Below are 21,206 nucleotides of genomic sequence, written 5' to 3'. Positions count from 1 at the left end.
ATGTCCGTCCCGCTCGTGCGCCTGTCCTCGCTCGATCTTCTCAAGGGCTTCGTCGCAGTCGGCCGGCGGCTCAGCATCACGCAGGCCGCCGACGACCTGTGCCTCACACAGTCGGCCGTGAGCCGGCAGATCCACCAACTGGAAGAGCAGCTGGGCTGCAGGCTGTTCCTGCGCCAGCACCGCGGCGTTGCCCTGACGCCCGAGGGCGAGCGCCTGTTCCGCAGCGCCGACGGCGCCTTGCAGCAACTGCAGGACGTGATGGGCGAGTTGCGCCGCAGCGAGGAGCGCCGGCCCGTCACCGTCACGGCCAGCGTGGGCGTGGTCGGCCTGTGGCTGCTGCCACGGCTGGCGGCGCTGCAGCACCAGCATCCGGAGGTGGACGTGCGGCTGTCCGCCAGCAACCAGCTCAGCGATTTGCGGGCCGATGGCATCGACCTCGCGCTGCGCTACTGCAGCGCGGCCGATGCGCCGGCCGACGCGGTGCGGCTGTTCGGCGAGACGCTGGCGCCGGTGGCACACCCGCGGCTGGTGGCGGAGGCCGCGCGCGATCCCGGCGCGCTGGCGCGCATGGTGCTGCTGGAACTGGACGACCCACGGCCCTGGCTGCAGTGGCGCGGCTGGCCGCTCGCGCGCGGGGCTTCCCGCACGCGCGGTCGGCCTGCCATGCTGCGCCTGAACCAGTACGACCAGGTGATCCATGCCGCGCTGGCCGGCCAGGGTGTGGCGCTGGGCCGGCTGGAGCTGCTGCAGCCGCTGCTGGCGGGCGGCCAGCTGGCGCTGCTGCCCGATGCGCGCGGCCCGCAGCCCAGCCCCTATGCGTTCTGGCTGCTGCAGGCCGAGCCGGCGCCGCGTGCCGACGTGCAGCGCGTGGCCGGGTGGATCCGCGCCGAGGCCGCGGGCACTGCCGCGCTCAGCGCCAGCTGAACGCCCCGCGCAGCATGGCGCGTGGCGCGGGCAGCTCCACGCTGCAGCGCGCGGCCGGGCCGCTGGTGCGCAGGTGCGTGAGGAAGTGCATGCCGGCCGATTCGACGCGGTGCCGCTGCCCTGGCACCAGCATGATGTCGGGGCTAGCGCCGGCCTGGGCCCGCGTCTCGCGTGTGAGCCAGAGCCGGCCCGCGTGGCAGTGCAGCACCGCTCCGGCGGGCAGGTGCAGGCTTTGGCAGGCCTGGTCCAGGTGCAGTTCACGGTGCGGTTCAGCGTGCATGGCGTTCTCCCGTTGGCGCCTGCAGTGTGGCTCGCCGACTGCTGCCGTGGCATGCGAAGACGGGCGCGCGGCCATGAGGCTTGCGCATGTCTGGGCCGCCCCCCGGCGGTGCGGGTCTCGGCCAGAAAAGACTGAACACCGCCTTTCGCGGCGTCTATAGTCTGTGAACAAGATTTCGAGATGGAAGACGCGTATGCAGAAAGGCAGCCCCATGAATTGCGAGGAACGAGAGGACGTGCGGCCCGCCGCACCAGGTCTGGCGCGCGGCCTGCGCGCCGTCGGAACGCTGGTTCTGGCCGCAGGCAGCCTCGCGCTGGCCGCCTGCACGGCCATGGCGCCCGTGAATCCGCCGATCACGCAGCCGCAGGCCGGCCAGGGCTACAGCGTGATGCCGCTGCTCAAGCGCCAGCTGCCCGGCAACAACCCGCACGCGCTGGTGCTGCTGGCTTTCTCCGGCGGAGGCACGCGCGCGGCGGCGTTCTCCTACGGCGTGCTGGAGGAGCTGCGGCGCACGCCCATCGTGGTGCAGGGGCAGACCCACCGCTTCCTCGACGAGGTGGACCTGATGGCCGGCGTCTCGGGCGGCAGCTTCACGGCGCTGGCCTATGCGCTGTACGGCGAGCGGCTGTTCACCGAGTTCGAGCCGCGCTTTCTCAAGCGCAACGTGCAGGGCGAGCTGATCTCGCGCGCGCTGAGCCCGCGCCGCTGGGGCGACCTGGGCAGCAGCACCTACGGCCGATCGGAGATGGCGGCCGACTACTACGACGAGATCCTGTTCCAGGGCGCGACCTTCGCCGACCTGCAGCGCCTGGCCACGCCGGTGGCGCTGGTGACGGGCACCGACCTGTCCACCGGCGCGCGCTTCGAGTTCTCGCAGGACAACTTCGACCTGATGTGCTCGGATCTGGGCAGTGTGCGCCTGGCCCGCGCGGCCGCCACCTCCTCGGCCGTGCCCGTGGTGCTCTCGCCCGTGACCTGGCGCAACTACGGCGGCAGCTGCAATGCGCCGCTGCCGGCCTGGGTGCAGGACGTGGCCCGCGCCGACAACACGGCCCGCCCGGCCGGCCGCGCGCTGCTGCGCTACCGCGACATCCGCGAGCTGCAGGACAGCCAGGCCCGGCCCTACATCCACACCGTGGACGGCGGCGTCTCCGACAACCTGGGCCTGCGCGGCATGATCGAGGCCTTCGAGCAGATGGAGGCCAGCCCGAACTTCCAGAAGGAGCTGGACTTCGACCAGCTGCGCCATGTGGTGGTGATCGCCGTCAACTCGCGCTCGGCGCCCAGCACCGACTGGGACCGCAGCGCTACACCGCCCGGCTTCGTGGCCCAACTGCTGCAGTCCTCCAGCGTGCCGATCGACCACTTCTCCTACGAGTCGGTGGAGCTGCTCAAGGACATCGCCCAGCGCTGGGCCAACCGGCGCGACTACCAGATCGCCCAGAAGCGCCTGGAGGGCATGACGCAGGCCCAGGCCGAGGCGCTGGTGCCGCGCATCACCTTCGATGCGATCGACGTGAGCTTCGACGCCATTGCCGATCCGGCCGAGCGACGCTACTTCATGGAGCTGCCGACCAGCTTCGTGCTGCCCGACGAGGCGGTGGACCGGCTGCGCAGCCAGGCCGGCAAGCTGCTGCGCGAATCGGCGGCGTTTCGCAAGCTGCAGCAGCAGATCCGCGAGGTGAACGCGGCGGCGACGGGGCAGGGCGCCGCCCGGTGACGATCAGTCCGGCGTGAAGCGCGCCTCGAAGCGCGCGGCGTCGGCCTGCAGCTCGAAGGTCACGAGTTGGCCGTTCTTGCCGTCGGCCAGCCGGTGCGCGGCGAACAGGCTCCAGCGGCCCTGCGGGTCGTAGCTGGGCGGATCCACCAGCGCGTAGGGGTGGGGCACGAAGACCTCGTGCGCGAACAGCTGCTTGTCGCGGTTGCGCGGCGAAGGGTAGAGCTTGTAGACCGGGGTGGTGATGGCGAGTTCGGGCATGGTGTTCAGATGCCATGGCCCTGCATGGCCGTGGCCTGCTGCAGTGCCTGGGTTTGGAGATAGGCAGGCACCTGCGCCGCTGGCAGCGGCTTGCTGAACAGGTAGCCCTGGAACAGATCGCAGTCGCGCGCGGCCAGGGCCTGGCGCTGCGCCTCGGTCTCCACGCCCTCGGCCACCACGCGCAGGCCCAGCTTGTGGGCCAGTGCGATCACGCCGGCGCACAGGTCGGCATCGCGCACATCGGTGGCGATCTCGTTGACGAAGACGCGGTCGAGCTTGAGCGTGTCCACGGGTAGGCGCTTCAGGTAGGCCATCGACGAATAGCCGGTGCCGAAGTCGTCGATGGACAGCTGCACGCCGTGGGCGTGCAGGTCGCGCAGGATGGCGATGGCCTGCTCGGGCTCGTCCATCATCATGGATTCGGTGACTTCCAGTTCGAGTTCGCCGGCGGCGATGCCGTGGCGCTCCACGCTCTCGCACACGCTGTCCAGCAGGCTGTCGCTCTTGAGCTGGCTGGGCGAGAGGTTCACCGCCACAGGCACGCCGCCCAGGCCTTGCGCACGCCATTGCGCCATCTGCGTGCAAGCCTGTTCCACCACCCACTGGCCGATCTGCACCAAGAGGCCCATCTGCTCGGCCAGCGGGATGAACTCCAGCGGCGACACGCGTTCCTGGGCCGAGCGGTTCCAGCGCAGCAGGGCCTCGAAGCCGGCGACGGCGCTGTCGATGCTGCGGATCTTGGGCTGGTAGTGCAGTTCGAACTGGCCGGCCGCCAGCGCGCCGCGCAGGTCGTGCTCCAGTGCCAGGCGGCGCGAGGCGGCGGCGCCCAGGTCGGCGCTGTAACGGCGCAGCTGATCGCGGCCGCGCTCCTTGGCCAGGTACATCGCGGCTTCGGCGTGGACCAGCAGCGGCCCGGCGCTGTCGGCATCCTGCGGGTAGGTGGCCAGGCCCGCACTGGCCGTGGCGCGCCAGGGCTTGCCCAGCAGCAGGTAGGGCTCGGCCAACACCGCGCGCAGGCGCTCCACCTCGCGCAGCAATGCGGCGGGATCGCTGCAGGGCAGGACGACGGCGAACTCGTCGCCGCCGGGGCGGGCCAGGCAGCAGTTGGCCGGCAGCGCCTGGCGCAGGCGCTGGGCGGCCTCGCGCAGCAACTGGTCGCCGGCCTCCTGGCCGAAATGGGTGTTGATGTGCTTGAACTGGTCGATGTCCAGCATCACGAGTGCCACGGAGCCGCCGTCGCGTTGGGCCAGGCGCAGTTCCAGCGCCAGTTCCTGCTCCAGCTGCAGACGGTTGGGCAGGCCGGTCAGCGCATCGGTAATGCGCTGGCGTTCCAGCGTCTGGCGCAGGCGCAGCAGCTCGGTGATCTCGGTGGAGAAACCGATGATGCCGGTGGGCTGGCCCGGCAGCTCCAGCGGCAGCTTGATCGACCAGTAGTGGCGCTCCTTGCCATCGGCGCCGACCACGACCTCCTCGCCTGCGTGGCGGGCCGAGGCGCCGATCACCTCGCGGTCGGTGGCGGCCAGCCGCTGCGCCACCTCGGCGGGCAGCAGGTCGGCGTCGCTGCGGCCGATGACCTCGGCCGCAGTGCGGCCGTACAGCAGCAGCGTCTTCTCGTTGGCGTAGAGGTAGTTGCCGCGGTGGTCCTTGACGTAGATGTGGGCGTCGATGTTGGACAGCACGGTGCCCAGCAGGTGGTTGCGCTCGACCAGGTGGCCCGAGGCCCAGTTGCGCTGCGTGATGTCGGTGGACAGGCCGCACACGGCCACCACCTGGCCCGCGGCGTCCAGGATCGGCAGCTTGGTGGTGCGAAAGCCGCGCCGCACGCCGTTGTGCAGGCAGAGCTCTTCCTCGTCGTGGATGGCCGCGCCCTGTTCGAGAACGGCGCGGTCGTTCATGAGCACGCGCGCCGAGCGGGTGGTGTCCATGAACTGCGCATCCTGCGCACCGACGATCTGCTGCGGCGTGGCACCGTACAGCGCCCGCACCTGGGCGTTGGCGAACAGGTAGCGGCCGCCCTGGTCCTTGATGTAGAGGTAGCCGTCGATGCGGTCGAGCAGCTCGGCCAGCAGGTGGTCGGCAGGGGCGTCGGGAGGGAGGAGGTCGGATGCCATGGTCGGGTCAGGTCAGGCCAGCGCGTCGCCGAACCGGCTCTCGAACGCAGCGCAGAACGCCGCCGATCCGGCCAGCGACAGGCTGAACACCTTGCGCGGCGCGCCGCTGCCGTCGGCCTCCTCGCCCAGTTGCAGTTCGGCATGCCAGTCGCCGCCGTCTTCCACGGGCGTCGGCGCGCCGAACTGCGCACCCGCCCAGTCCAGCACGGTGGCGATCTCGGCCTCCACGGCAGCCGCCTGGGCGGGCCGCACCGCGGCCATGGCCTCGAACAGGCCGGTGCCGTCACCGCCTTCGCTCTGGTCGAACAGCAGGAATTGCAGGTTCACCGGTGCACCCTTCGGCCTGCGGCCTGTTGTCCGCCCATGCGGGCACGCGCTTGCCTGGGGCGGCCTGGCGCAGCGCTCATGGCTTGCCCGCTGCGGCCGCTGCCGCCCGCAGCTTGTCCTTCTTGCTGGGCCGGCGGCCCTTGATGCCGCCCTGCGGGTCGGACACCACGGCCGGCGCCGCTTCCCTGGCCTCGAAGCCCGGCACCTGCTCGCGCGGCACGGCCAGGCCCTGGCGTTTCTCGATGAGCCGGAAATGCGCCTCGGACGCGGCCGGCACGAAGCTCAGCGCCACGCCGCTGGCGCCTGCGCGGCCGGTGCGGCCGATGCGGTGCGCGTGTTCGGTGGGCGAACGCGCGAGGTCGAAGTTGACGACGGCGGGCAGCTGCACGATGTCGATGCCGCGCGCGGCCAGGTCGGTCGCCACCATCACCTGCACGCGGGCGGCCTTGAAGTCGGCCAGCACCTGGCTGCGTTTGCCCTGGCTCAGCTGGCCATGCAGCGGCTCGGCCGACAGGCCGGCCTTGCGCAGCTTGTTGGCCACGGTTTCGCAGGCCAGCTTGGTGGCCACGAAGACCAGCACCTGCGGCCAGCCGTACTCGGCGATCAGGTGGCGCAGCAGCTGCGTGCGCAGGCCGGTGTCGACCACGATGGCGCGCTGGGCGATGTCGGGCAGGGCGGCCAGCTGCGCGGGCGCTTCCACCTGGGCCGGTTCGCGCAGCAGCCCGTCGGCCAGTGCCTGCACGGCCGGCGGGAAGGTGGCGGAGAACAGCAGCGTCTGGCGTTCGGCGGGCAGCCGGCGCAGCAGCTGCTGCAGCTCGTCGGCGAAGCCCAGGTCGAGCAGGCGGTCGGCCTCGTCCAGCACCAGGGCCTGCAGGCCGTCCAGGCGCAAGGCGTTGCGCGCGGCCAGGTCCAGTGCGCGGCCGGGCGTGGCGACCACGATGTCGGCGCCGCCGCGCAGGGCCAGCATCTGCGGGTTGATGGAGACGCCGCCGATGGCGCGCACCAGGCGCGGCGCATCGGGCAGGTCGGCGGCCAGGGCCTGCACCTGCTCGGCCACCTGGGTGGCCAGTTCGCGCGTGGGCACCAGCACCAGCGTGTGCAGGCGGCGCGGCTGCCGGCGCGGCGTGGCGCTCCAGCGCTGCAGCAACGGCAGCACGAAGGCGGCGGTCTTGCCCGAGCCCGTGGGTGCGCTGGCGCGCAGGTCGCGGCCCTGCAGCAGCAGCGGGATGGCGGCGGCTTGCACGGGCGTGGGCTGGTCGTAGCCTTGGGCGGCCGCGGCGTGCGCCAGCGCGGGCGCGAGGCCCAGGGCGGAAAACGGCAGGGCCGGATCGGATTCGTTCATGCGGGGAGTGGGCGGGCAGAGGCCGGCGCGGCAGTGTACGTGGAGGACCCCGCGCTGGCTGCGGCCTTGGAGCCGGCCCTTGGCGGCGGGTATGCTGCGCGCGCAGTTCCATGACGCGACAGGATTCCCCATGACCACGCCCATCCCCGCCACCCTGATTCCCGGAGACGGCATCGGCCCCGAGATCGTCGACGCCACGCTGGCCGCGCTCGACGCGCTGGGTGCCCCCTTCGCCTGGGACCGCCAGATCGCCGGCCTGGGCGGCGTGCAGGCGGCCGGCGATCCGCTGCCCCAGGCTACGCTGGACAGCATCCGCCGCACCCGGCTGGCGCTCAAGGGCCCGCTGGAGACGCCCTCGGGTGGCGGCTACCGCTCGTCCAACGTGCGGCTGCGCGAGGAATTCCAGCTCTTCGCCAACCTGCGCCCGGCGCGTACCGTGGTGCCGGGCGGTCGCTTCGACAAGATCGACCTGCTGGTGGTGCGCGAGAACCTGGAAGGCCTGTACATCGGCCACGAGCACTATGTGCAGATCGACGACGACCCGCACGCCGTGGCCATGGCCACCGGCATCAACACGCGGGCCGGCAGCCGGCGCATCCTCGAGTACGCGTTCGACACGGCGATCGCCACCGGCCGCAAGAAGGTCACGCTGGTGCACAAGGCCAACATCATGAAGGCGCTGACCGGCATCTTCCTGGAGACCGGCGAGCGGCTCTATGCCGAGCGCTACCAGGGCAAGTTCACGCTTGAGACCGTGATCGTCGACGCCTGCGCCATGAAGCTGGTGCTCAATCCCTGGCAGTTCGACATGCTGGTCACGACCAACCTGTTCGGCGACATTCTCTCGGACCTCGTCGCTGGCCTGGTCGGCGGCCTGGGCATGGCACCGGGCGCCAACATCGGCAAGGACGCGGCGATCTTCGAGGCCGTGCACGGCTCGGCGCCCGACATCGCGGGCAAGGGCATTGCGAACCCTGTCGCCATCATGCTGGCCGCGGCGCTGATGCTGGAGCATGTGCAACGGCCCGACCTGGCGCGCCGGCTGCGCGAGGCCATCGACGCGACCTTGAACATCGACCAGGTGCGCACGGGCGACCTGGGCGGCAAGGCCGGCACGGCGCAGTTCACGCAGGCGCTGGTGGCCAGGATCAAGGCCACCGCATGAGCGTCCCGATCCTCTCGCTGGCGGAGGCGCGCGTGCTGGGCGTGCTGATCGAGAAGCAGCGCACCGTGCCCGACACCTACCCGTTGACGCTGAACAGCCTGGTGGCCGGCTGCAACCAGAAGACCAGCCGGCATCCTGTGATGGAGCTCAGCGACGCCCAGGTGCAGGACGCGCTGGCCACGCTGCGCGGCATGGCCTTCATCAACGAGACCAGCGGCGGCCGCGCGATGCGCTATGCCCACAACGCCGATGGCGTGCTGCGCATTCCCTCGCAGTCGCAGGCGCTGCTCGCGGTGCTGCTGCTGCGCGGGCCGCAGACCGCGGGCGAACTGCGCATCGCCAGCGACCGCATGCACAACTTCGCCGACATCTCCTCGGTCGAGGCCTTCCTCGACGAACTGTCCGAGCGGCCGGCCGGCGCGCTGGTGGCGCGGCTGGGACGGCTGCCCGGTGCGCGCGAGAACCGCTGGATGCATCTGCTGTCGGGGCCGGCACCCGAGGGCGCCGCGGCGCTGGAGGGGGCGGTGTCCACCGCCGATCCGGTCGGCGACGTGCCCGCGCTGCGCGCCCAGGTGCAGCGGCTGGATGGCGAGGTCGCCGCGCTCAAGGCCACGGTGGCGCGGCTGTGCAGCGAGCTGGGCATCGCAGCGGATTCCTGAAGCGCGCTGCAGATGTAACTCCTGTCGAAGGCGCTGCGGCACACGCCCAAAGCGCCGCAGAATCACGGTCCCGCACCGTATGCAATACAACAGGAGATCCTCGATGCGTTGGAGCTTTTCCCTTTCCATGTGCGCCGCCGGCTGTACGGCGGTCTGGACCAGCGCCGCGCTGGCCGCCTCGCAAGCGCCTGCCGCGGCCGAGAACGGCATGGTCGTCTCGGCCCAGCACCTGGCCACGCGCGTCGGCGTCGACGTGCTCAAGGACGGCGGCAACGCCATCGACGCCGCGGTGGCCGTGGGCTATGCGCTGGCCGTGGTCTATCCGGCGGCCGGCAACCTGGGCGGCGGCGGCTTCATGACCATCCGCCTGGCCGACGGGCGCAGCACCTTCCTCGACTTCCGCGAGAAGGCGCCGCTGGCCGCGACGGCCAACATGTACCTGGACAAGGACGGCAACGTCGTCAAGGGTGCGAGCACGCTGGGCCACCTGGCCGTGGGCGTGCCGGGCTCGGTCTCGGGACTGGAGTACGCGCGCGAGAAGTACGGCACGCAGCAGCGCGCCACGCTGATCGCGCCGTCCATCAGGCTCGCGCGCGAGGGCTTCGTGCTGGAGCAGGGCGACATCGACCTGCTCGCCACGGCCACGGCGGACTTCCGCCGCGACGCGCCCACGGCCGAGATCTTCCTGAACCGTGGCGAGCCGTTCCAGAGCGGGCAGAAGCTCGTGCAGCGCGACCTCGCGGGCACGCTGCAGGCCATCAGCGAACGCGGCGTGGACGGCTTCTACAAGGGCGCCGTGGGCGCCGCCATCGTGGCCTCCAGCCAGGCGGGCAAGGGCATCATCACGCAGGCCGACCTGGACCAGTACAAGACGCGCGAGCTCAAGCCCGTGGAGTGCAACTACCGTGGCTACGGCATCGTCTCGGCGCCGCCGCCGAGCTCGGGCGGCGTGGTGATCTGCGAGGTGCTGAACATCCTGGAGGGCTACCCGCTCAAGGACCTGGGCTGGGGCGCGGCGCAGGGCGTGCACTACCAGATCGAGGCCATGCGCCACGCCTATGTGGACCGCAACAGCTACCTGGGCGATCCGGACTTCGTCAAGAACCCGATGGAGCGGCTGCTGTCCAAGGACTACGCGGCGCGCATCCGCGCCGCCATCGCGCCGAACCAGGCGGCCGACAGCCGCGCGCTCAAGCCCGGCGTGGCGCCGCACGAGGGCAGCAACACCACGCACTACTCCATCACCGACAAGTGGGGCAACGCGGTCTCGGTCACCTACACGCTGAACGACTGGTTCGGCGCCAAGGTCACGGCGGCCGGCACCGGCGTGCTGCTCAACAACGAGATGGACGACTTCACGGTCAAGGTCGGCGTGCCCAACCTGTACGGCCTGGTGCAGGGCGAGGCCAATGCCATCGCGCCCGGCAAGCGGCCGCTGTCGTCGATGAGCCCGACCATCGTGACGAACAAGGACGGCCAGCCGCTCATGGTGGTCGGCACGCCAGGCGGCAGCCGCATCATCACGGCCGTGCTGCACACCATCCTCAACGTGCTGGACTACGGCATGACGGTGCAGGAGGCGGTGGATGCGCCGCGCTTCCACCAGCAGTGGCTGCCGGCGCCGACCAACGTCGAGAACCGCATGCTCTCGCCCGACACGCGCCGCATCCTGGAGGGCTGGGGCCACCAGTTCGCAGGCCCCCAGCCGGCCAACCACCTGGCCGTGATCCTGGTCGGCGCGCCCGCGCTGGACGGCAAGCCCGTGCCCGGCAAGCGCTACTTCGGCGCCAACGATCCGCGCCGCAACACCGGGCTGGCGGCGGGGTACTGAGCCGAGGCCGCGTCAGTCCCAGCCCAGGAAGCTGCGCACCTGGGCGGCCTGAGCCAGCGTGTCGGCGCGGCCCAGCGCCATGAGTTCGCCCGTGAACGCGGCGTCGAACAGGAGGTAGCTCGCGAAGGCCGAGGACTGCGTGGCCGCATGCGCGGCCGGCCCGTTGCCGGCGAACAGCCGGCGCACCACGCCGGGCAGCGCCTGGGCGTGGCGCGCGGCGATCGCGTCGATGCGCTGGGACGGCGCGATCAGCAGCAGTTCCACCGGCCGCAACGCCGTGCCGTTGCGCGCGGCGGGCGGCACCAGGGCCAGCGTCTGGTTGATGCGGTGCAGGCGCTCCACATCCACGCCCAGCGCGTCCAGGAAGATGCTGGACAGCGCATGGCCGGCGATCTGCGCGGCGCTGGGCCGGCCCGTGTGCAGCGTGGGGCTGCTGCCGCGCGGCTCCTGCAGCCGGCCCGCGCCGACGGCCAGGATCCGCGCTGCGCCCAGGTGGATGGCCGGCGAGAGCGGCGCGGCCTGGCGCATCGAGCCATCGCCGAAGTACTCGGCTGCGTCCAGGGTGCCGATGGGCGTGGCCGGGAACACGAAGGGAATGGCCGAGGAGGCCAGCAGGTGGGCATGCGCGATCGGCCCCGGTACGGCACGCCGCTGCGAGCGCAGCCAGGGCTCCATGGGCACGGCCGACTGGTAGAAGGTGCAGTGGTCGCCGGCGCTGTAGCTCGACGCGGTGATGGCCAGCGCCTGCAGGTGGCCGGCCTGCAGCAGCGCGGGCAGCCGGTCCAACGGCACCAGGCGCTGCAGCAGGTCGGCCAGCGGCTGGTTGTCCAGCAGGCTGTGCGGCTGGGCCTGGCGCCAGCGCGCCAGCAGCCGGGCCAAGCCCCAGAGCATGCGGGCACGGCCTGGGGTGTCCAGCAGGTCCAGCGCATCGGCGCGGTAGACCTGTTCGGGCCGGAAGTGGGCCCAGACCTCGGCGATGGCGGCCACGGCCGCGTCGAAGTCGTCGGTGCCGCAGGCCAGTGCCGCGGCGTTGATGGCGCCGGCCGAGGTGCCGACGACGATGGGGAAGGGGTTGCCCGCACGGGCGGCCGGGCTGCGCTGGCGCAGCTGCGCCAGCGCCTGCAGCACGCCGACCTGGTAGGCGGCCCGGGCGCCGCCGCCGGTCAGCACCAGGGCTGTCGGGGCGGTGGACGGGGGCTGGGCCATGGGCGGCGAGTGTAGGAGCCAACGGCCATGTCCCGGGGCCGACAGGTTCTAGGGGCCTTCCCGATGCGGCTGGCCGCGCTTGTGGCCTACCCTCGGCGGCCTCGTACACTCCTGCCCGCGCCCATGTCTCTGACTGCCGACCGTCCCCACCACAAGTTCTGGCCCTCGCGCTTGCCGCACGCACTGACGGTGCCGGCCACCTCGCTGTGGCACAACCTGGCGACCAGTGCGGCGCGCTATCCGGACAAGCCCGCCCTGGTGTTCTTCGACCGCGTGACCCCCTACGCAGCGCTGGCGGCGCAGGTCGAGGCCCTGGCGGGCGCACTGGCCGCGCTGGGCGTGCAGCGCGGTGACCGTGTGGCGCTGTTCATGCAGAACTGCCCGCAGCTGGTGGTCGCGCATTTCGCGATCCTGCGCGCCAACGCCGTGGTGGTGCCGGTCAACCCCATGAACAAGGCACAGGAGCTGGAGCACTACCTGGTCGACGCCGACGCGAAGCTGGCGATCACCACGGGCGACCTGGCCGGCGAGCTGGCCAAGGCCAGCGATGCCCTGCCACCTGCGCAGCGGCTGGCGCATCTGGTGGTCACGCAGTTCACCGACGCCTTCGACACCGCCGCGGCCGATGGCCCGGCCATGGCGCCGGCCTGGCGCAACTGGTTGCTGGCACGCCACCCGCTGCCGGCCCTGGATGGTGGCGCCGTGCATGCCTGGGATGCGCTGCTGGCGCAGGGCCTGGCCGCGCCGCCGCACACGGTCGGCGCGAACGACATGGCGCTGTTGCCCTACACCAGCGGCACCACCGGCCTGCCCAAGGGCTGCGTGCACCACCACAGCAACCTGATGCACAACGTGGTGTCCAGCGTGCTGTGGTCCTGCTCGAACTCCGAGGCAGTGGTGCTGGCCGTGGTGCCCATGTTCCACATCACCGGCATCGTCAGCATGATGCACACGGCGATCGCTTCCGGCGCCACGCTGGTGCTCATGCCGCGCTGGGACCGCGACGTGGCCGGCCACCTGATCTCGCGCTGGAAGGTGACGGCCTGGACCAACATCCCCACCATGGTGGTGGACCTGCTGGCCAGCCCGAACCTGCCGGCCTACGACCTCACGAGCCTGCAGCAGATCGGCGGCGGCGGCGCCGCCATGCCGCAGGCCATCGCCCAGCGGTTGGTGGAGCAATACGGCCTGCGCTACCAGGAAGGCTACGGCCTGACCGAGACCGCCGCGCCCACGCACACCAACCCCTTCGAACGGCCCAAGCAACAGTGCCTGGGCATTCCCATCTCATCCACCGACGCCCGCGTGGTCGACCCCGACAGCCTGCAGGAACTGCCGGTGGGCGAGGCCGGCGAAATCATCGTGCACGGCCCGCAGGTGTTCCACGGCTACTGGAAGCAGCCCGAGGCGACGGCCGCAGCCTTCATCACGTTCGAGGGCAAGCGCTTCTTCCGCACCGGCGACATGGGCCGCATGGACGAGGACGGCTACTTCTTCATGACCGACCGCCTGAAGCGCATGATCAACGCCAGCGGCTTCAAGGTCTGGCCGGCCGAGGTCGAGCTGCTGATGTACCGGCATCCGGCGGTGCAGGAGGCCTGCATCATCGCCACGCAGGACGCCTACCGCGGCGAATCGGTCAAGGCCGTGGTGGTGCTGCGGCCCACCCACAGGGACACCACGGCCGAGGACATCATCACCTGGTGCCGCGCCAACATGGCGGCCTACAAGGTGCCGCGCCAGGTGGCGTTCGCCGATGCCCTGCCCAAGAGCGGCAGCGGCAAGGTGATGTGGCGGCTGCTGCAGGAGGCGGAGGCGGCCGGGGGATAGGCGTTCCTCCCCGCGGCCTCGCGCAGCTCGCTGCCCCAGAGCGCGCACGCGTGGGCGCCCGCGGCCTGCCGGAGCTCAGCGGGCGGGGCGGGCCGGGGGCAACGCCGGGCGCCGTTGCAACCAGTCCACCACGAACGCACCGGACTCTTGCACATGGGTGCGCATCGCGTGCCTGGCAGCGGCGCTGTCCCGCGCGAGCATGGCCTGCACGATCGCGCCGTGGTGCGCGATGTTCTTGTGCATGCGGGACTCGTACATCCCGAGCACCGTCATGTTCAGGATGTTGCGCGTGTAGTCCAGGTGCAGCTCGCGGATGATGCGCTCCAGCGACGCGTTGCCCGATGCGCCGTAGATCAAGGCGTGGAACTCCTGGTTCTTCGCGACCCAGTTGCGCATGGGCTCTGCGGCCTGCGGGCAGGGAAGGCCCCCCGCCGCATGCACGGTGTCGCGCAAGGCGCGCACGGCGTCGGCGCACTCGGCGTGCACGGCCTGCAGGCGCTGTAGGTCGGCATCCGAAATCCACTGCACGGCAAGCTCGGTGGCCATGCCTTCGAGCTCGCCACGCAGCCAGTAGTTGGCACCGATGTCCTTGGTGGTCGGCGCCACGACCGTGGCGCCGTGGCGCTTCTTCTGGACGACCAGCCCCTTGATCTCCAGTTGCCGCAGCGCCTCGCGCACCGGCGTGCGGCTGACCTCGTACTCCTCGGCCAGGCTTTCCTGGCGCAGCTTCTGGCCGGGGGCGTAGGTCCCGTTGAAGATCTTGGCCGCAATCGTTTCCACGAGATTGCGCAGCAGATCCTCGCCGTCGAGGGCCTTGCCGCGCATGCGCGCGCTGCTGATGCTCTTGGTGCTCTCGGCACTCCTGGCCGCGGGGCGGTGCGCCGGCTGCGTCAGCGATCGCCAAAAAGATCCTTCCATTTGGCGACCTCCTGCCGCATCTGGCTTTGAAATGCCTCGGCGCCCACCGGCATCTGCTGGCTGCCCTGCGCCAGCAGATGCCGCATGCCCTCGCCTTGGAGCACGCGGGCCAGGGCGTCTTCCACCCGCTTGACGATGGGCGCTGGCGTGTGGACCGGGGCGACGATGCCCGAAATCGAGCCCACATCGAACACCGTGCCGAGCTGCTCCGCGACCGTGGGAATCTTGGAGTACCTCGGGATCCGCTGCCTGGACGTCACCGCAAGCGCGCGCATTTTTCCCGACTCGATGAAGGGGCCCACGACCACGGTTTCCACGGCGGTGCTTTGCACCGTGCCCGACAGCAGGGCGTTGGCGGCCTCGGCCCCGCTCTTGTGCGGCACATGCAGGAAGCGGGTGTCCGTTGCCTGCTGCAGGGAGGCCAGCACCTGGTGGATCGAGGTGCCCAGGCCGGAGCTCGCGAAGGAGACGTCGTCCGGCCGCAGCCGGGCCTGCTCCACCAGTGTGCGCAGGTCGCGGATCGGCGATTTGTCCGCCACGACCAGCACGAGTGGGGTGCTCGCGATCATGGAGATGTAGCGGAAGTCCCGCAGGGCGTCGTAGTTGAGCTCCTTGTTGATCAGGGGGTTGACCGCGACCATGCCGTTGGTGATCACCATCAAGGTGTAGCCGTCGGGCTTGGCGCGCGCGACCAGGCCGGCTGCGATGTTGCCGCCAGCCCCGGGCTTGTTGTCCACCACGACCGGCTGGCCCAGCTCCTGCTGAAGCATCTTGGCGACCGCCCGGGCCGTCACGTCGGTGATGCCGCCGGCACCGAACGGAACGACGAGCGTCACGGGCCGTGTGGGCCAGTTCTCGGACGCCTGGGAAGCACCGGCGATGCCCATCGCGAGCGCTGCACCGAGCAATATCTTTCGGACAAGGGGTTTCAACATGGTTTGTCTCGTGTCGGACCGGGTTGATTTTCTGAATGGGCGACGGACCGCGGAGCCTTGGCTTGCCTGCAGCCCAGCCGATGTTTTTTGGAGAATATCCAGGGCGATCTTCTGGGTAATCAGTGCTCCAGGTCCTGTTCGGTCAATTCCGGAACACCTCCCTTGATATTCATGCGTCCCTCATAAACCGGACGGGAACCCGTCGTGGGGCCCTGGTATTGCACGAAGAAGATCGTGCCGCCTGTTTCGGTCGTGAGTTCTTCCTCGACATGGGGATCCGGGTGAAACACCACCGTGCCCGGGCCGAAGGGCTTGCCGCCCATTCGGAATTCACCGTCGACGACGTACCAGACCTGCGCGAAGTCGTGCCTGTGCAGCCGAAATCCCGCGCCGGGCTCGTAGCGCAGAAAACCCGCGTTGGGTTCGGTCGGTGCTTCAGGCCGCGTGTGGAAAAGAAACTTGGTCTTGTTCTTGAAGCGCCCCATTTCCCATTCCATGTCCTCGGGGCGCCGGTATTGAGGCATCTGGTGAATGAATGCAGGGGCTTCTTTCGCTTCTTTGTCCATCTTGCAATTCCGGTTGGTCGTGGAAAAAGGATTCTAGGAATGGAGATGGATATTTACTGGATCCAAGATTCGGGGGCGGATGCGCGAGCGGGACGGCCTACCTCCTTGGCTCGCGCTGTGCTGAGCCGCCGGGAAGACTGAGCAGCTCGAACGCTTCCCAAGCGGGCGCGAGGGCACGTGATGGAAGCGCAGCCATGGATGCGCCTGTCAACGGCCTGGTGGCCGGAAAGCCGGCCTAGTGTCCTGATCGATAGCCGATCTGCTCGGTCTTGGCCTTGAGCTGGGCCCAGTCGATCTGGGAGAGTTCGCAGTTGCGCACGATCTCGTCGGCCGCCTCCTGCGGGATGATGCCGAGCTGGCCTTGCACCTTGGCCAGGGCGCGCTCGATGTCCAGGTACTTGGCGGTGCGGTTCTCGTCGGACCAGACGGCGCGCATGCGCGCGTCGCTGAACATGTCGCCGAAGATGCGCGAATCGATGATGGTGGCTGCCATGGTGGGCTTTCTCTTGGAGGGATCAGATGGCCTGGGCGGCCCGCAGCGCGGTGATGTCGCCGCTGGCGTAGCCGAGTGCGGCCAGGATGGCGTCGGTGTGCTGGCCCAGCGCGGGCACCGGGTCCATGCGCGGGTCGGTGTTCCAGCTGCCGGGTGGCCGCATGGCGGGCAGCGGGCCCTGCGGTGAGCCGACCTCGGTCCAGCGGCCGCGCGCCTTCAGCTGCGGGTGCGCCCAGACCTCGGCCATGGTGTTGACCTGCGCATTGGCGATCTGGGCCTGCTCCAGCCGTTCGACCACCTGCGCGACGGTCAGCGCGGCGAAGGCGTCGACGATGATCTGGCGCAGTGCGTCGCGCTCGGCCACGCGCTTGAAGTTGGCGCTGAAGCGCGGGTCGCTCGCGAGCGCCGGCTGCTGCAGAACGGTGGTGCAGAAGCTGGCCCACTCGCGCTCGTTCTGCAGGCCCAGCATCACGCTGCCGCCGTCACCGGCCGGGAACGGGCCGTAGGGGTAGATGGTGGCGTGGCTGGCGCCCGTGCGCGGCGGCGGCGCGGCGCCCTCGAAGGCGTAGTACAGCGGGTAGCTGGTCCATTCAGCCAGCGATTCCAGCATGGAAATGTCGATGCGCTGGCCCTGGCCGGTCTGGCTGCGCTGCATCAGTGCGGCCAGGATGTTGGTGTACGCGTACATGCCGGCGGCGATGTCGGCGATCGAGGGGCCGGCCTTGCAGGGCTCCTCGGGCGTGCCCGTTACGGAGACGAAGCCGGCCTCGCTCTGGATCAGCAGGTCGTAGGCCTTCTTGTCGCGGTAGGGGCCGGGGTTCGACAGGTCGTCGCCGTAGCCGGAGATGTCGCAGACGATCAGGCCCGGCTTGCGTTGGGAGAGGGCCTCGTAGCCCATGCCCAGCCGCGCGGCGCCGCCGGGGGCGAGGTTTTGCACGACCACGTCGGCCTTCTCCAGCACCAGGCGCTCCAGCACCTTCGCCGCCTCGGGATGCTTGACGTCCAGCGTGAGGCTTTCCTTGGAGCGGTTGGTCCAGACGAAGTGCGAGGCCAGGCCGCGCACGCGCTGGTCGTAGCCGCGCGCAAAGTCGCCCGTGCCGGGGCGCTCGATCTTGATGACACGCGCGCCCAGGTCGGCGAGCTGGCGGGTGGCGAACGGTGCCGCGATGGCGTGTTCGAGCGTGACGACGGTGATGCCCTTGAGGGGTTGCATGGTGGTCCTTGGATCTCAGTTATCCATTGCGCTGGCGCGCCACCCGCATTGCATGAAGCAGGGTCGCAAGCCGCTGGTCAAGGGGCCGCGGAGCAGGCCGTGCCAGCGGACGCCGCGGAACGGGCTCTGCCCGGCCGCTGGCGGCGCCCCCTGGAGGGGGTTGGCGAAGCGCGCAGCGCGGAGACTGGGGGTTCATGTCAATGTCGCGGTCGCGTCCATCGTCAGCCAACCTTCGTGGTCGGACGCGCACAGGCGAACCGTCTTGCCGTCGGCCTGCAGTTCGCCGTTCACATGGAAGGGGTGCAGGTCGAAGGTCGGGCGCACGGCCCTGAAGCGGAAATCCGCCACCTGGGCATCGGGCAGCTGGCGGCGCAGCAGGTCCATGAGCAGGGTTGCGATCAGCGGGCAGTGCACGATGAGGCCAGGGTAGCCTTCCACCTCGGTGACGTACTTGCGGTCGTAGTGGATGCGGTGGCCGTTGAAGGTCAGCGCGGAGTAGCGGAACAGCAGCACGTCGTCGGGCACGATCTCGCGGCGCCAGGCGCCTTGCGCGGCGACCTGCGGCGGCGGCGCCACGTCGTCGGGCCGCTGGGCCTCGCGGTAGACGATGTCGTGGAACTCCACGAGCGCCGGCGCGCTGGCGCCGTTGCAGCGCACCTCATGGCGCACCTTCACGAACACGAGCTGGCCGGTGCGGCCGGACTTGCTGCGCACGTCGTCGATGGTGGAGGTGCGGGCGATGGCGTCGCCGACGTGGATGGGCGCGTGGAAGCTGAATTGGCTGCCCGCCCACATGCGGCGTGGCAGCGGCACCGGCGGCAGGAAGCCGCCGCGCCTGGCGTGCCCGTCGGCGCCGATCTCCGACTGGCGGTGCATGGGCAGGAAATACAGCCAGTGCCACAGCGGCGGCAGCGCCGTGCCCGCGGCCACCAGGGCTGCCGGGTGGTCCAGTGTGGCGGTCAGTGCCACCAGGGGCACGGGGGTGACTGTGTCCTCGACGGTCTCGCTGCGTCCTACCCACGCTTCCCACGCTTCAACTTCGGTGCTCAATTGGATCTCCAAGCTGGGCTGCGCCTGCAGCCTTCAGCGAAGTCTCGGATGGCGCCGTTCCTGTGTGAATTGCAAGGTTTGGAAGAATTGATGCATGCAGTGCATCGGCGTTCACGGCAGCACCGGAGTGCCCTGCCGCTGGGCGGCTACTGCACCGCGCTGGTTGCGCCCCCTGCGACGGCGGCGCCCGAAGCCGGCTGCCAGCCGCCGCCAAGCGCCCTGAATGCGGCGACGGCTGCACGGGCCGTGTCGGCCTGCGCCTGGGCCCTCGCGTCCGCTGCTTGGAGCACGGATTCATCGGCCTGCAGCACGTCGATCAGGCTGGCGGTCCCGCGCTGGTAGGCGGCGAACGAGGAGGCCCTGGCCTGGGACAGGGCATCCACGGCCTGGGACAGGCGTTCGGCCTGTTGCGCCCGGTTGGCGAGCGCGGAGAACGCGTTCTCGACGTCCTCGGTGGCGCGCAGCACGGTCTGCCGATAGCCCGCCAGGGCCTCGGCGTCCCGGCCCCTGGCCAGCTGGATCTGCGCGTCGACGCGGCCGAAGTCGAACAGCCGCCAGCGCAGCCCGAAGACGCCGGCCGACTGGCTCGCGCCGGCCGTCAGCAGGTTGCCGCTGGCGATCGTCGTCGCGCTCCCGAGCATGCCGCTCAAGGAGACCTTGGGGTAGTACTCGGCCATGGCTTCCCCGATCCTGGCGTTGCTGGCAGCCAGGCGGCGCTCTGCCGCGATCAGGTCCGGCCGCCGCGTGAGCAGGTCGGCGGGGGACCCCATGCCGCCGATGCGCGGGGCCGCGGGGATCGGCGCAGCCGCCTGGAGTGCCTTGCGGTGCGTGCCGGGGGCGGCGCCCAGCACCACGTCCAGCGCATTCATCGCCGCATCGAGACTGGCCTGCAGGGCCGGAACGGTGGCCTGCACGCGTGCCAGCGCGCCCTCGGTTTGCCGCACCTGGTATCGGGCCGCGATGCCGTTCTCGAACAGCCGGCGCACGCGCGCCAGCAACCCGGCTTGCGTCTGGACCTGTTGCGCCGCGATGTCCAGGCGCGACTGCAGGCTTCGGATGGCGATGTAGGTGTCGGCAGTCTGCGCGGCGACGGCCAGCCGTGCGGCCACGGCCCCGGCCTGAGAGGCCTGGTAGTCGGCCAGTGCGGCCTCCCGGCCGCGGCCAAGCCCCCCGAAAACGTCGAGTTCCCAACTCGCGCCCACCCCGATCTCATAGGCATTGCCCCACCGGTCGAAGGCCGGTGCGCTGTCGAGCACCCTTCCCAGCGGTGTTTCCACGGACTGGTAGGCCCGCGCAACGGAGCCCTGGAGCGCCCCGGATGGCAGCAGTGCTGCATCCGCCACCCCGACCGGCGCGGGCCTGCGCCACGCGGGCCTGCGCCAGCGAGAGCTCCAGGTTCTGCTCCAGCGCCATGGTGACGAAACGGGCCAGCAACGGGTCGTCGAAGCGCTGCCACCAGTTGGCGAGTTCGGCCGTGGCCTGCGGTCCCAAAGGCGCCGACCCTGCCTGGCCGATGTAGCGGCTCGCCTGCGGAGTTGCTGGCGGGATGTACTGCGGGCCGACGGCGCAGCCGGCGGCCATGCCTGCTGCGAGCACGACGCAGGAGAGCTTGTGGAAATGCATGGTGAGTCTTGTGGAGCTGATTGTGTGACTATATTACAAATTGGTCACTTATTGAGTCGCTTTGCCGCACGCGTTAAGCTCTGGCCATGCGCAAGACGCTTTCCCCTGCCCCCCAAGTCCGCGGGCCCTCCGACCATGAGGTCCGCGACCAGATCGTCCAGGCCGCGACCGCGTATTTCGGTCTCTACGGGTACGAGAAGACCACGGTGTCCGACCTGGCCAAGGCGATCGGCTTTTCCAAGGCGTACATCTACAAGTTCTTCGATTCCAAGCAGGCCATCGGCGAGGTGATCTGCGCGAACCGCCTGAGCGTCATCATGGCCGCGGTCGATGCTGCGGTCGGCACCTCGGGCGCGGCCCCGGAGCGCCTTCGGCGCATGTTCAAGGCGCTGGTCGAGGCCGCAAGCGAACTGTTCTTCCGCGACCGCAAGCTCTGGGACATCGCGACGACCTCCGCGACCGAGATGTGGCCGTCGGCACGCGCCTATGACCAACACATGCGCCAGCTCATCACGCAGATCGTCCGCGAGGGACGCGAGACGGGTGACTTCGAACGCAAGACACCCTTGGACGAAGCCGCCAACGCCATCTACCTGGTGATGCGGCCCTATGTGAACCCCTTGCTGCTCCAGCACAACCTGGACGGCGCGGCCGAGGCGACCGGCCAACTCTCCAGTCTGGTGTTGCGCAGCCTGGCGCCGTAGGTGACTGTTGACTAAATTGGTCACAAGATAAACAATCCGGACCCTGTTCTT

The 21,206-nt window shown here is 70.2% G+C and carries 18 protein-coding genes and 2 pseudogenes; 7 read left to right on the top strand and 13 right to left on the bottom strand.

What is annotated here, in order from left to right; genetic code table 11:
• Positions 1–924 (top strand): LysR family transcriptional regulator, encoded by a 924-nt coding sequence (locus tag ACSQ4M_RS27925; protein ID WP_436192640.1) that lies wholly within the window; start codon positions 1–3, stop codon positions 922–924.
• Here ACSQ4M_RS27925 and ACSQ4M_RS27920 read toward each other — a convergent pair.
• Entirely contained in the window at positions 911–1,204 is a 294-nt protein-coding gene (locus ACSQ4M_RS27920) for a DUF2917 domain-containing protein (RefSeq protein WP_436192639.1), read from the bottom strand. The two genes, ACSQ4M_RS27925 and ACSQ4M_RS27920, sit on opposite strands and share 14 nt — an antisense overlap.
• A gap of 193 nt (positions 1,205–1,397) precedes the next feature.
• Between ACSQ4M_RS27920 and ACSQ4M_RS27915 the strand changes: the two genes are divergently transcribed.
• Positions 1,398–2,924 carry a patatin-like phospholipase family protein gene (locus tag ACSQ4M_RS27915; RefSeq protein ID WP_436192638.1) on the top strand — a complete coding sequence of 509 codons (1,527 nt, stop codon included), beginning with the start codon at positions 1,398–1,400 and terminating at the stop codon, positions 2,922–2,924.
• 3 nt (positions 2,925–2,927) lie between these two features.
• On the opposite strand, the gene ACSQ4M_RS27910 is transcribed toward ACSQ4M_RS27915, so the two are convergent.
• From ACSQ4M_RS27910 to ACSQ4M_RS27895, 4 genes are all read right to left on the bottom strand, one after another.
• Positions 2,928–3,182 carry a hypothetical protein gene (locus ACSQ4M_RS27910; protein ID WP_056660789.1) on the bottom strand — a complete coding sequence of 85 codons (255 nt, stop codon included), beginning with the start codon at positions 3,180–3,182 and terminating at the stop codon, positions 2,928–2,930.
• A gap of 5 nt (positions 3,183–3,187) precedes the next feature.
• Complete coding sequence (locus ACSQ4M_RS27905; RefSeq protein WP_436192637.1) at positions 3,188–5,293, bottom strand: putative bifunctional diguanylate cyclase/phosphodiesterase; 2,106 nt, start codon at positions 5,291–5,293, stop codon at positions 3,188–3,190.
• Between the two features lie 12 nt (positions 5,294–5,305).
• Positions 5,306–5,620, bottom strand: coding sequence for a hypothetical protein (locus ACSQ4M_RS27900; RefSeq protein ID WP_436192636.1), 315 nt, complete (start codon positions 5,618–5,620; stop codon positions 5,306–5,308).
• 76 nt (positions 5,621–5,696) lie between these two features.
• On the bottom strand, positions 5,697–6,941 hold the full coding sequence (locus ACSQ4M_RS27895) for a DEAD/DEAH box helicase (protein ID WP_436194078.1): 1,245 nt from the start codon (positions 6,939–6,941) through the stop codon (positions 5,697–5,699).
• Positions 6,942–7,092: 151 nt separating this feature from the next.
• Between ACSQ4M_RS27895 and ACSQ4M_RS27890 the strand changes: the two genes are divergently transcribed.
• The 3 genes from ACSQ4M_RS27890 (at position 7,093) to ggt (ending at position 10,617) form a co-directional block, all read left to right on the top strand.
• On the top strand, positions 7,093–8,127 hold the full coding sequence (locus ACSQ4M_RS27890) for an isocitrate/isopropylmalate dehydrogenase family protein (RefSeq protein ID WP_436192635.1): 1,035 nt from the start codon (positions 7,093–7,095) through the stop codon (positions 8,125–8,127).
• On the top strand, positions 8,124–8,786 hold the full coding sequence (locus ACSQ4M_RS27885; RefSeq protein WP_436192634.1) for a YceH family protein: 663 nt from the start codon (positions 8,124–8,126) through the stop codon (positions 8,784–8,786). Before ACSQ4M_RS27890 ends, ACSQ4M_RS27885 begins: the two co-directional genes overlap by 4 nt.
• 127 nt (positions 8,787–8,913) lie before the next feature.
• Positions 8,914–10,617 (top strand): gamma-glutamyltransferase, encoded by a 1,704-nt coding sequence (ggt, locus tag ACSQ4M_RS27880; RefSeq protein ID WP_436194077.1) that lies wholly within the window; start codon positions 8,914–8,916, stop codon positions 10,615–10,617.
• Between the two features lie 12 nt (positions 10,618–10,629).
• Here ggt and ACSQ4M_RS27875 read toward each other — a convergent pair whose 3' ends face one another.
• A complete protein-coding gene (locus ACSQ4M_RS27875; protein ID WP_436192633.1) occupies positions 10,630–11,823 on the bottom strand; it encodes a patatin-like phospholipase family protein in 1,194 nt (397 codons plus the stop codon).
• 123 nt (positions 11,824–11,946) lie between these two features.
• Here ACSQ4M_RS27875 and ACSQ4M_RS27870 point away from each other — a divergent pair, with 123 nt between their 5' ends.
• Complete coding sequence (locus ACSQ4M_RS27870) at positions 11,947–13,653, top strand: long-chain fatty acid--CoA ligase (protein ID WP_436192632.1); 1,707 nt, start codon at positions 11,947–11,949, stop codon at positions 13,651–13,653.
• Positions 13,654–13,728: 75 nt separating this feature from the next.
• On the opposite strand, the gene ACSQ4M_RS27865 is transcribed toward ACSQ4M_RS27870, so the two are convergent.
• From ACSQ4M_RS27865 to ACSQ4M_RS27835, 7 genes and pseudogenes are all read right to left on the bottom strand, one after another.
• The gene (locus tag ACSQ4M_RS27865) at positions 13,729–14,571 is read right to left on the bottom strand and encodes a GntR family transcriptional regulator (RefSeq protein WP_436192631.1); all 843 of its coding nucleotides are present in this window, start codon (positions 14,569–14,571) and stop codon (positions 13,729–13,731) included.
• Positions 14,544–15,506: a Bug family tripartite tricarboxylate transporter substrate binding protein gene (locus tag ACSQ4M_RS27860; protein WP_436192630.1), complete on the bottom strand. Its 963-nt coding sequence runs from the start codon at positions 15,504–15,506 to the stop codon at positions 14,544–14,546. Before ACSQ4M_RS27860 ends, ACSQ4M_RS27865 begins: the two co-directional genes overlap by 28 nt.
• Before the next feature lie 119 nt (positions 15,507–15,625).
• Positions 15,626–16,072, bottom strand: a complete 447-nt coding sequence (locus tag ACSQ4M_RS27855; RefSeq protein ID WP_436192629.1) for a cupin domain-containing protein — start codon at positions 16,070–16,072, stop codon at positions 15,626–15,628.
• 250 nt (positions 16,073–16,322) lie between these two features.
• Positions 16,323–16,565: pseudogene (locus ACSQ4M_RS27850) on the bottom strand (3-carboxy-cis,cis-muconate cycloisomerase); the annotation flags it as partial.
• Between the two features lie 22 nt (positions 16,566–16,587).
• Entirely contained in the window at positions 16,588–17,778 is a 1,191-nt protein-coding gene (locus ACSQ4M_RS27845; RefSeq protein WP_436192628.1) for a CaiB/BaiF CoA transferase family protein, read from the bottom strand.
• A 192-nt stretch (positions 17,779–17,970) separates the two neighbouring features.
• Positions 17,971–18,828, bottom strand: a complete 858-nt coding sequence (locus ACSQ4M_RS27840) for an FAS1-like dehydratase domain-containing protein (protein ID WP_436192627.1) — start codon at positions 18,826–18,828, stop codon at positions 17,971–17,973.
• Positions 18,829–18,974: 146 nt separating this feature from the next.
• Positions 18,975–20,451 (bottom strand): annotated as a pseudogene (locus ACSQ4M_RS27835) (efflux transporter outer membrane subunit).
• An 86-nt stretch (positions 20,452–20,537) separates the two neighbouring features.
• Between ACSQ4M_RS27835 and ACSQ4M_RS27830 the strand changes: the two are divergent.
• Positions 20,538–21,155 carry a TetR/AcrR family transcriptional regulator gene (locus tag ACSQ4M_RS27830; protein ID WP_436192626.1) on the top strand — a complete coding sequence of 206 codons (618 nt, stop codon included), beginning with the start codon at positions 20,538–20,540 and terminating at the stop codon, positions 21,153–21,155.
• Positions 21,156–21,206 lie beyond the last annotated feature (51 nt).

The sequence above is a fragment of the Pseudorhodoferax sp. LjRoot39 genome (assembly GCF_964253035.1).
Classification (GTDB): Bacteria; Pseudomonadota; Gammaproteobacteria; order Burkholderiales; family Burkholderiaceae_C; genus Pseudorhodoferax.
The sequence above is the reverse complement of the archived record's forward strand: the minus strand, read 5'-3'. Positions and strand labels throughout refer to the sequence as shown.

Bases quoted from the DNA above. Each gene is read 5' to 3' on its own strand.
- ACSQ4M_RS27865 (WP_436192631.1), bottom strand. From the start codon at position 14,571: ATGGAAGGATCTTTTTGGCGATCGCTGACGCAGCCGGCGCACCGCCCC.
- ACSQ4M_RS27885 (WP_436192634.1), top strand. From the start codon at position 8,124: ATGAGCGTCCCGATCCTCTCGCTGGCGGAGGCGCGCGTGCTGGGCGTG.
- ACSQ4M_RS27855 (WP_436192629.1), bottom strand. From the start codon at position 16,072: ATGGACAAAGAAGCGAAAGAAGCCCCTGCATTCATTCACCAGATGCCT.
- ACSQ4M_RS27920 (WP_436192639.1), bottom strand. From the start codon at position 1,204: ATGCACGCTGAACCGCACCGTGAACTGCACCTGGACCAGGCCTGCCAA.
- ACSQ4M_RS27915 (WP_436192638.1), top strand. From the start codon at position 1,398: ATGCAGAAAGGCAGCCCCATGAATTGCGAGGAACGAGAGGACGTGCGG.
- ACSQ4M_RS27925 (WP_436192640.1), top strand. From the start codon at position 1: ATGTCCGTCCCGCTCGTGCGCCTGTCCTCGCTCGATCTTCTCAAGGGC.
- ACSQ4M_RS27910 (WP_056660789.1), bottom strand. From the start codon at position 3,182: ATGCCCGAACTCGCCATCACCACCCCGGTCTACAAGCTCTACCCTTCG.
- ACSQ4M_RS27870 (WP_436192632.1), top strand. From the start codon at position 11,947: ATGTCTCTGACTGCCGACCGTCCCCACCACAAGTTCTGGCCCTCGCGC.
- ACSQ4M_RS27890 (WP_436192635.1), top strand. From the start codon at position 7,093: ATGACCACGCCCATCCCCGCCACCCTGATTCCCGGAGACGGCATCGGC.
- ggt (WP_436194077.1), top strand. From the start codon at position 8,914: ATGTGCGCCGCCGGCTGTACGGCGGTCTGGACCAGCGCCGCGCTGGCC.
- ACSQ4M_RS27830 (WP_436192626.1), top strand. From the start codon at position 20,538: ATGCGCAAGACGCTTTCCCCTGCCCCCCAAGTCCGCGGGCCCTCCGAC.
- ACSQ4M_RS27875 (WP_436192633.1), bottom strand. From the start codon at position 11,823: ATGGCCCAGCCCCCGTCCACCGCCCCGACAGCCCTGGTGCTGACCGGC.
- ACSQ4M_RS27905 (WP_436192637.1), bottom strand. From the start codon at position 5,293: ATGGCATCCGACCTCCTCCCTCCCGACGCCCCTGCCGACCACCTGCTG.
- ACSQ4M_RS27845 (WP_436192628.1), bottom strand. From the start codon at position 17,778: ATGCAACCCCTCAAGGGCATCACCGTCGTCACGCTCGAACACGCCATC.
- ACSQ4M_RS27860 (WP_436192630.1), bottom strand. From the start codon at position 15,506: ATGTTGAAACCCCTTGTCCGAAAGATATTGCTCGGTGCAGCGCTCGCG.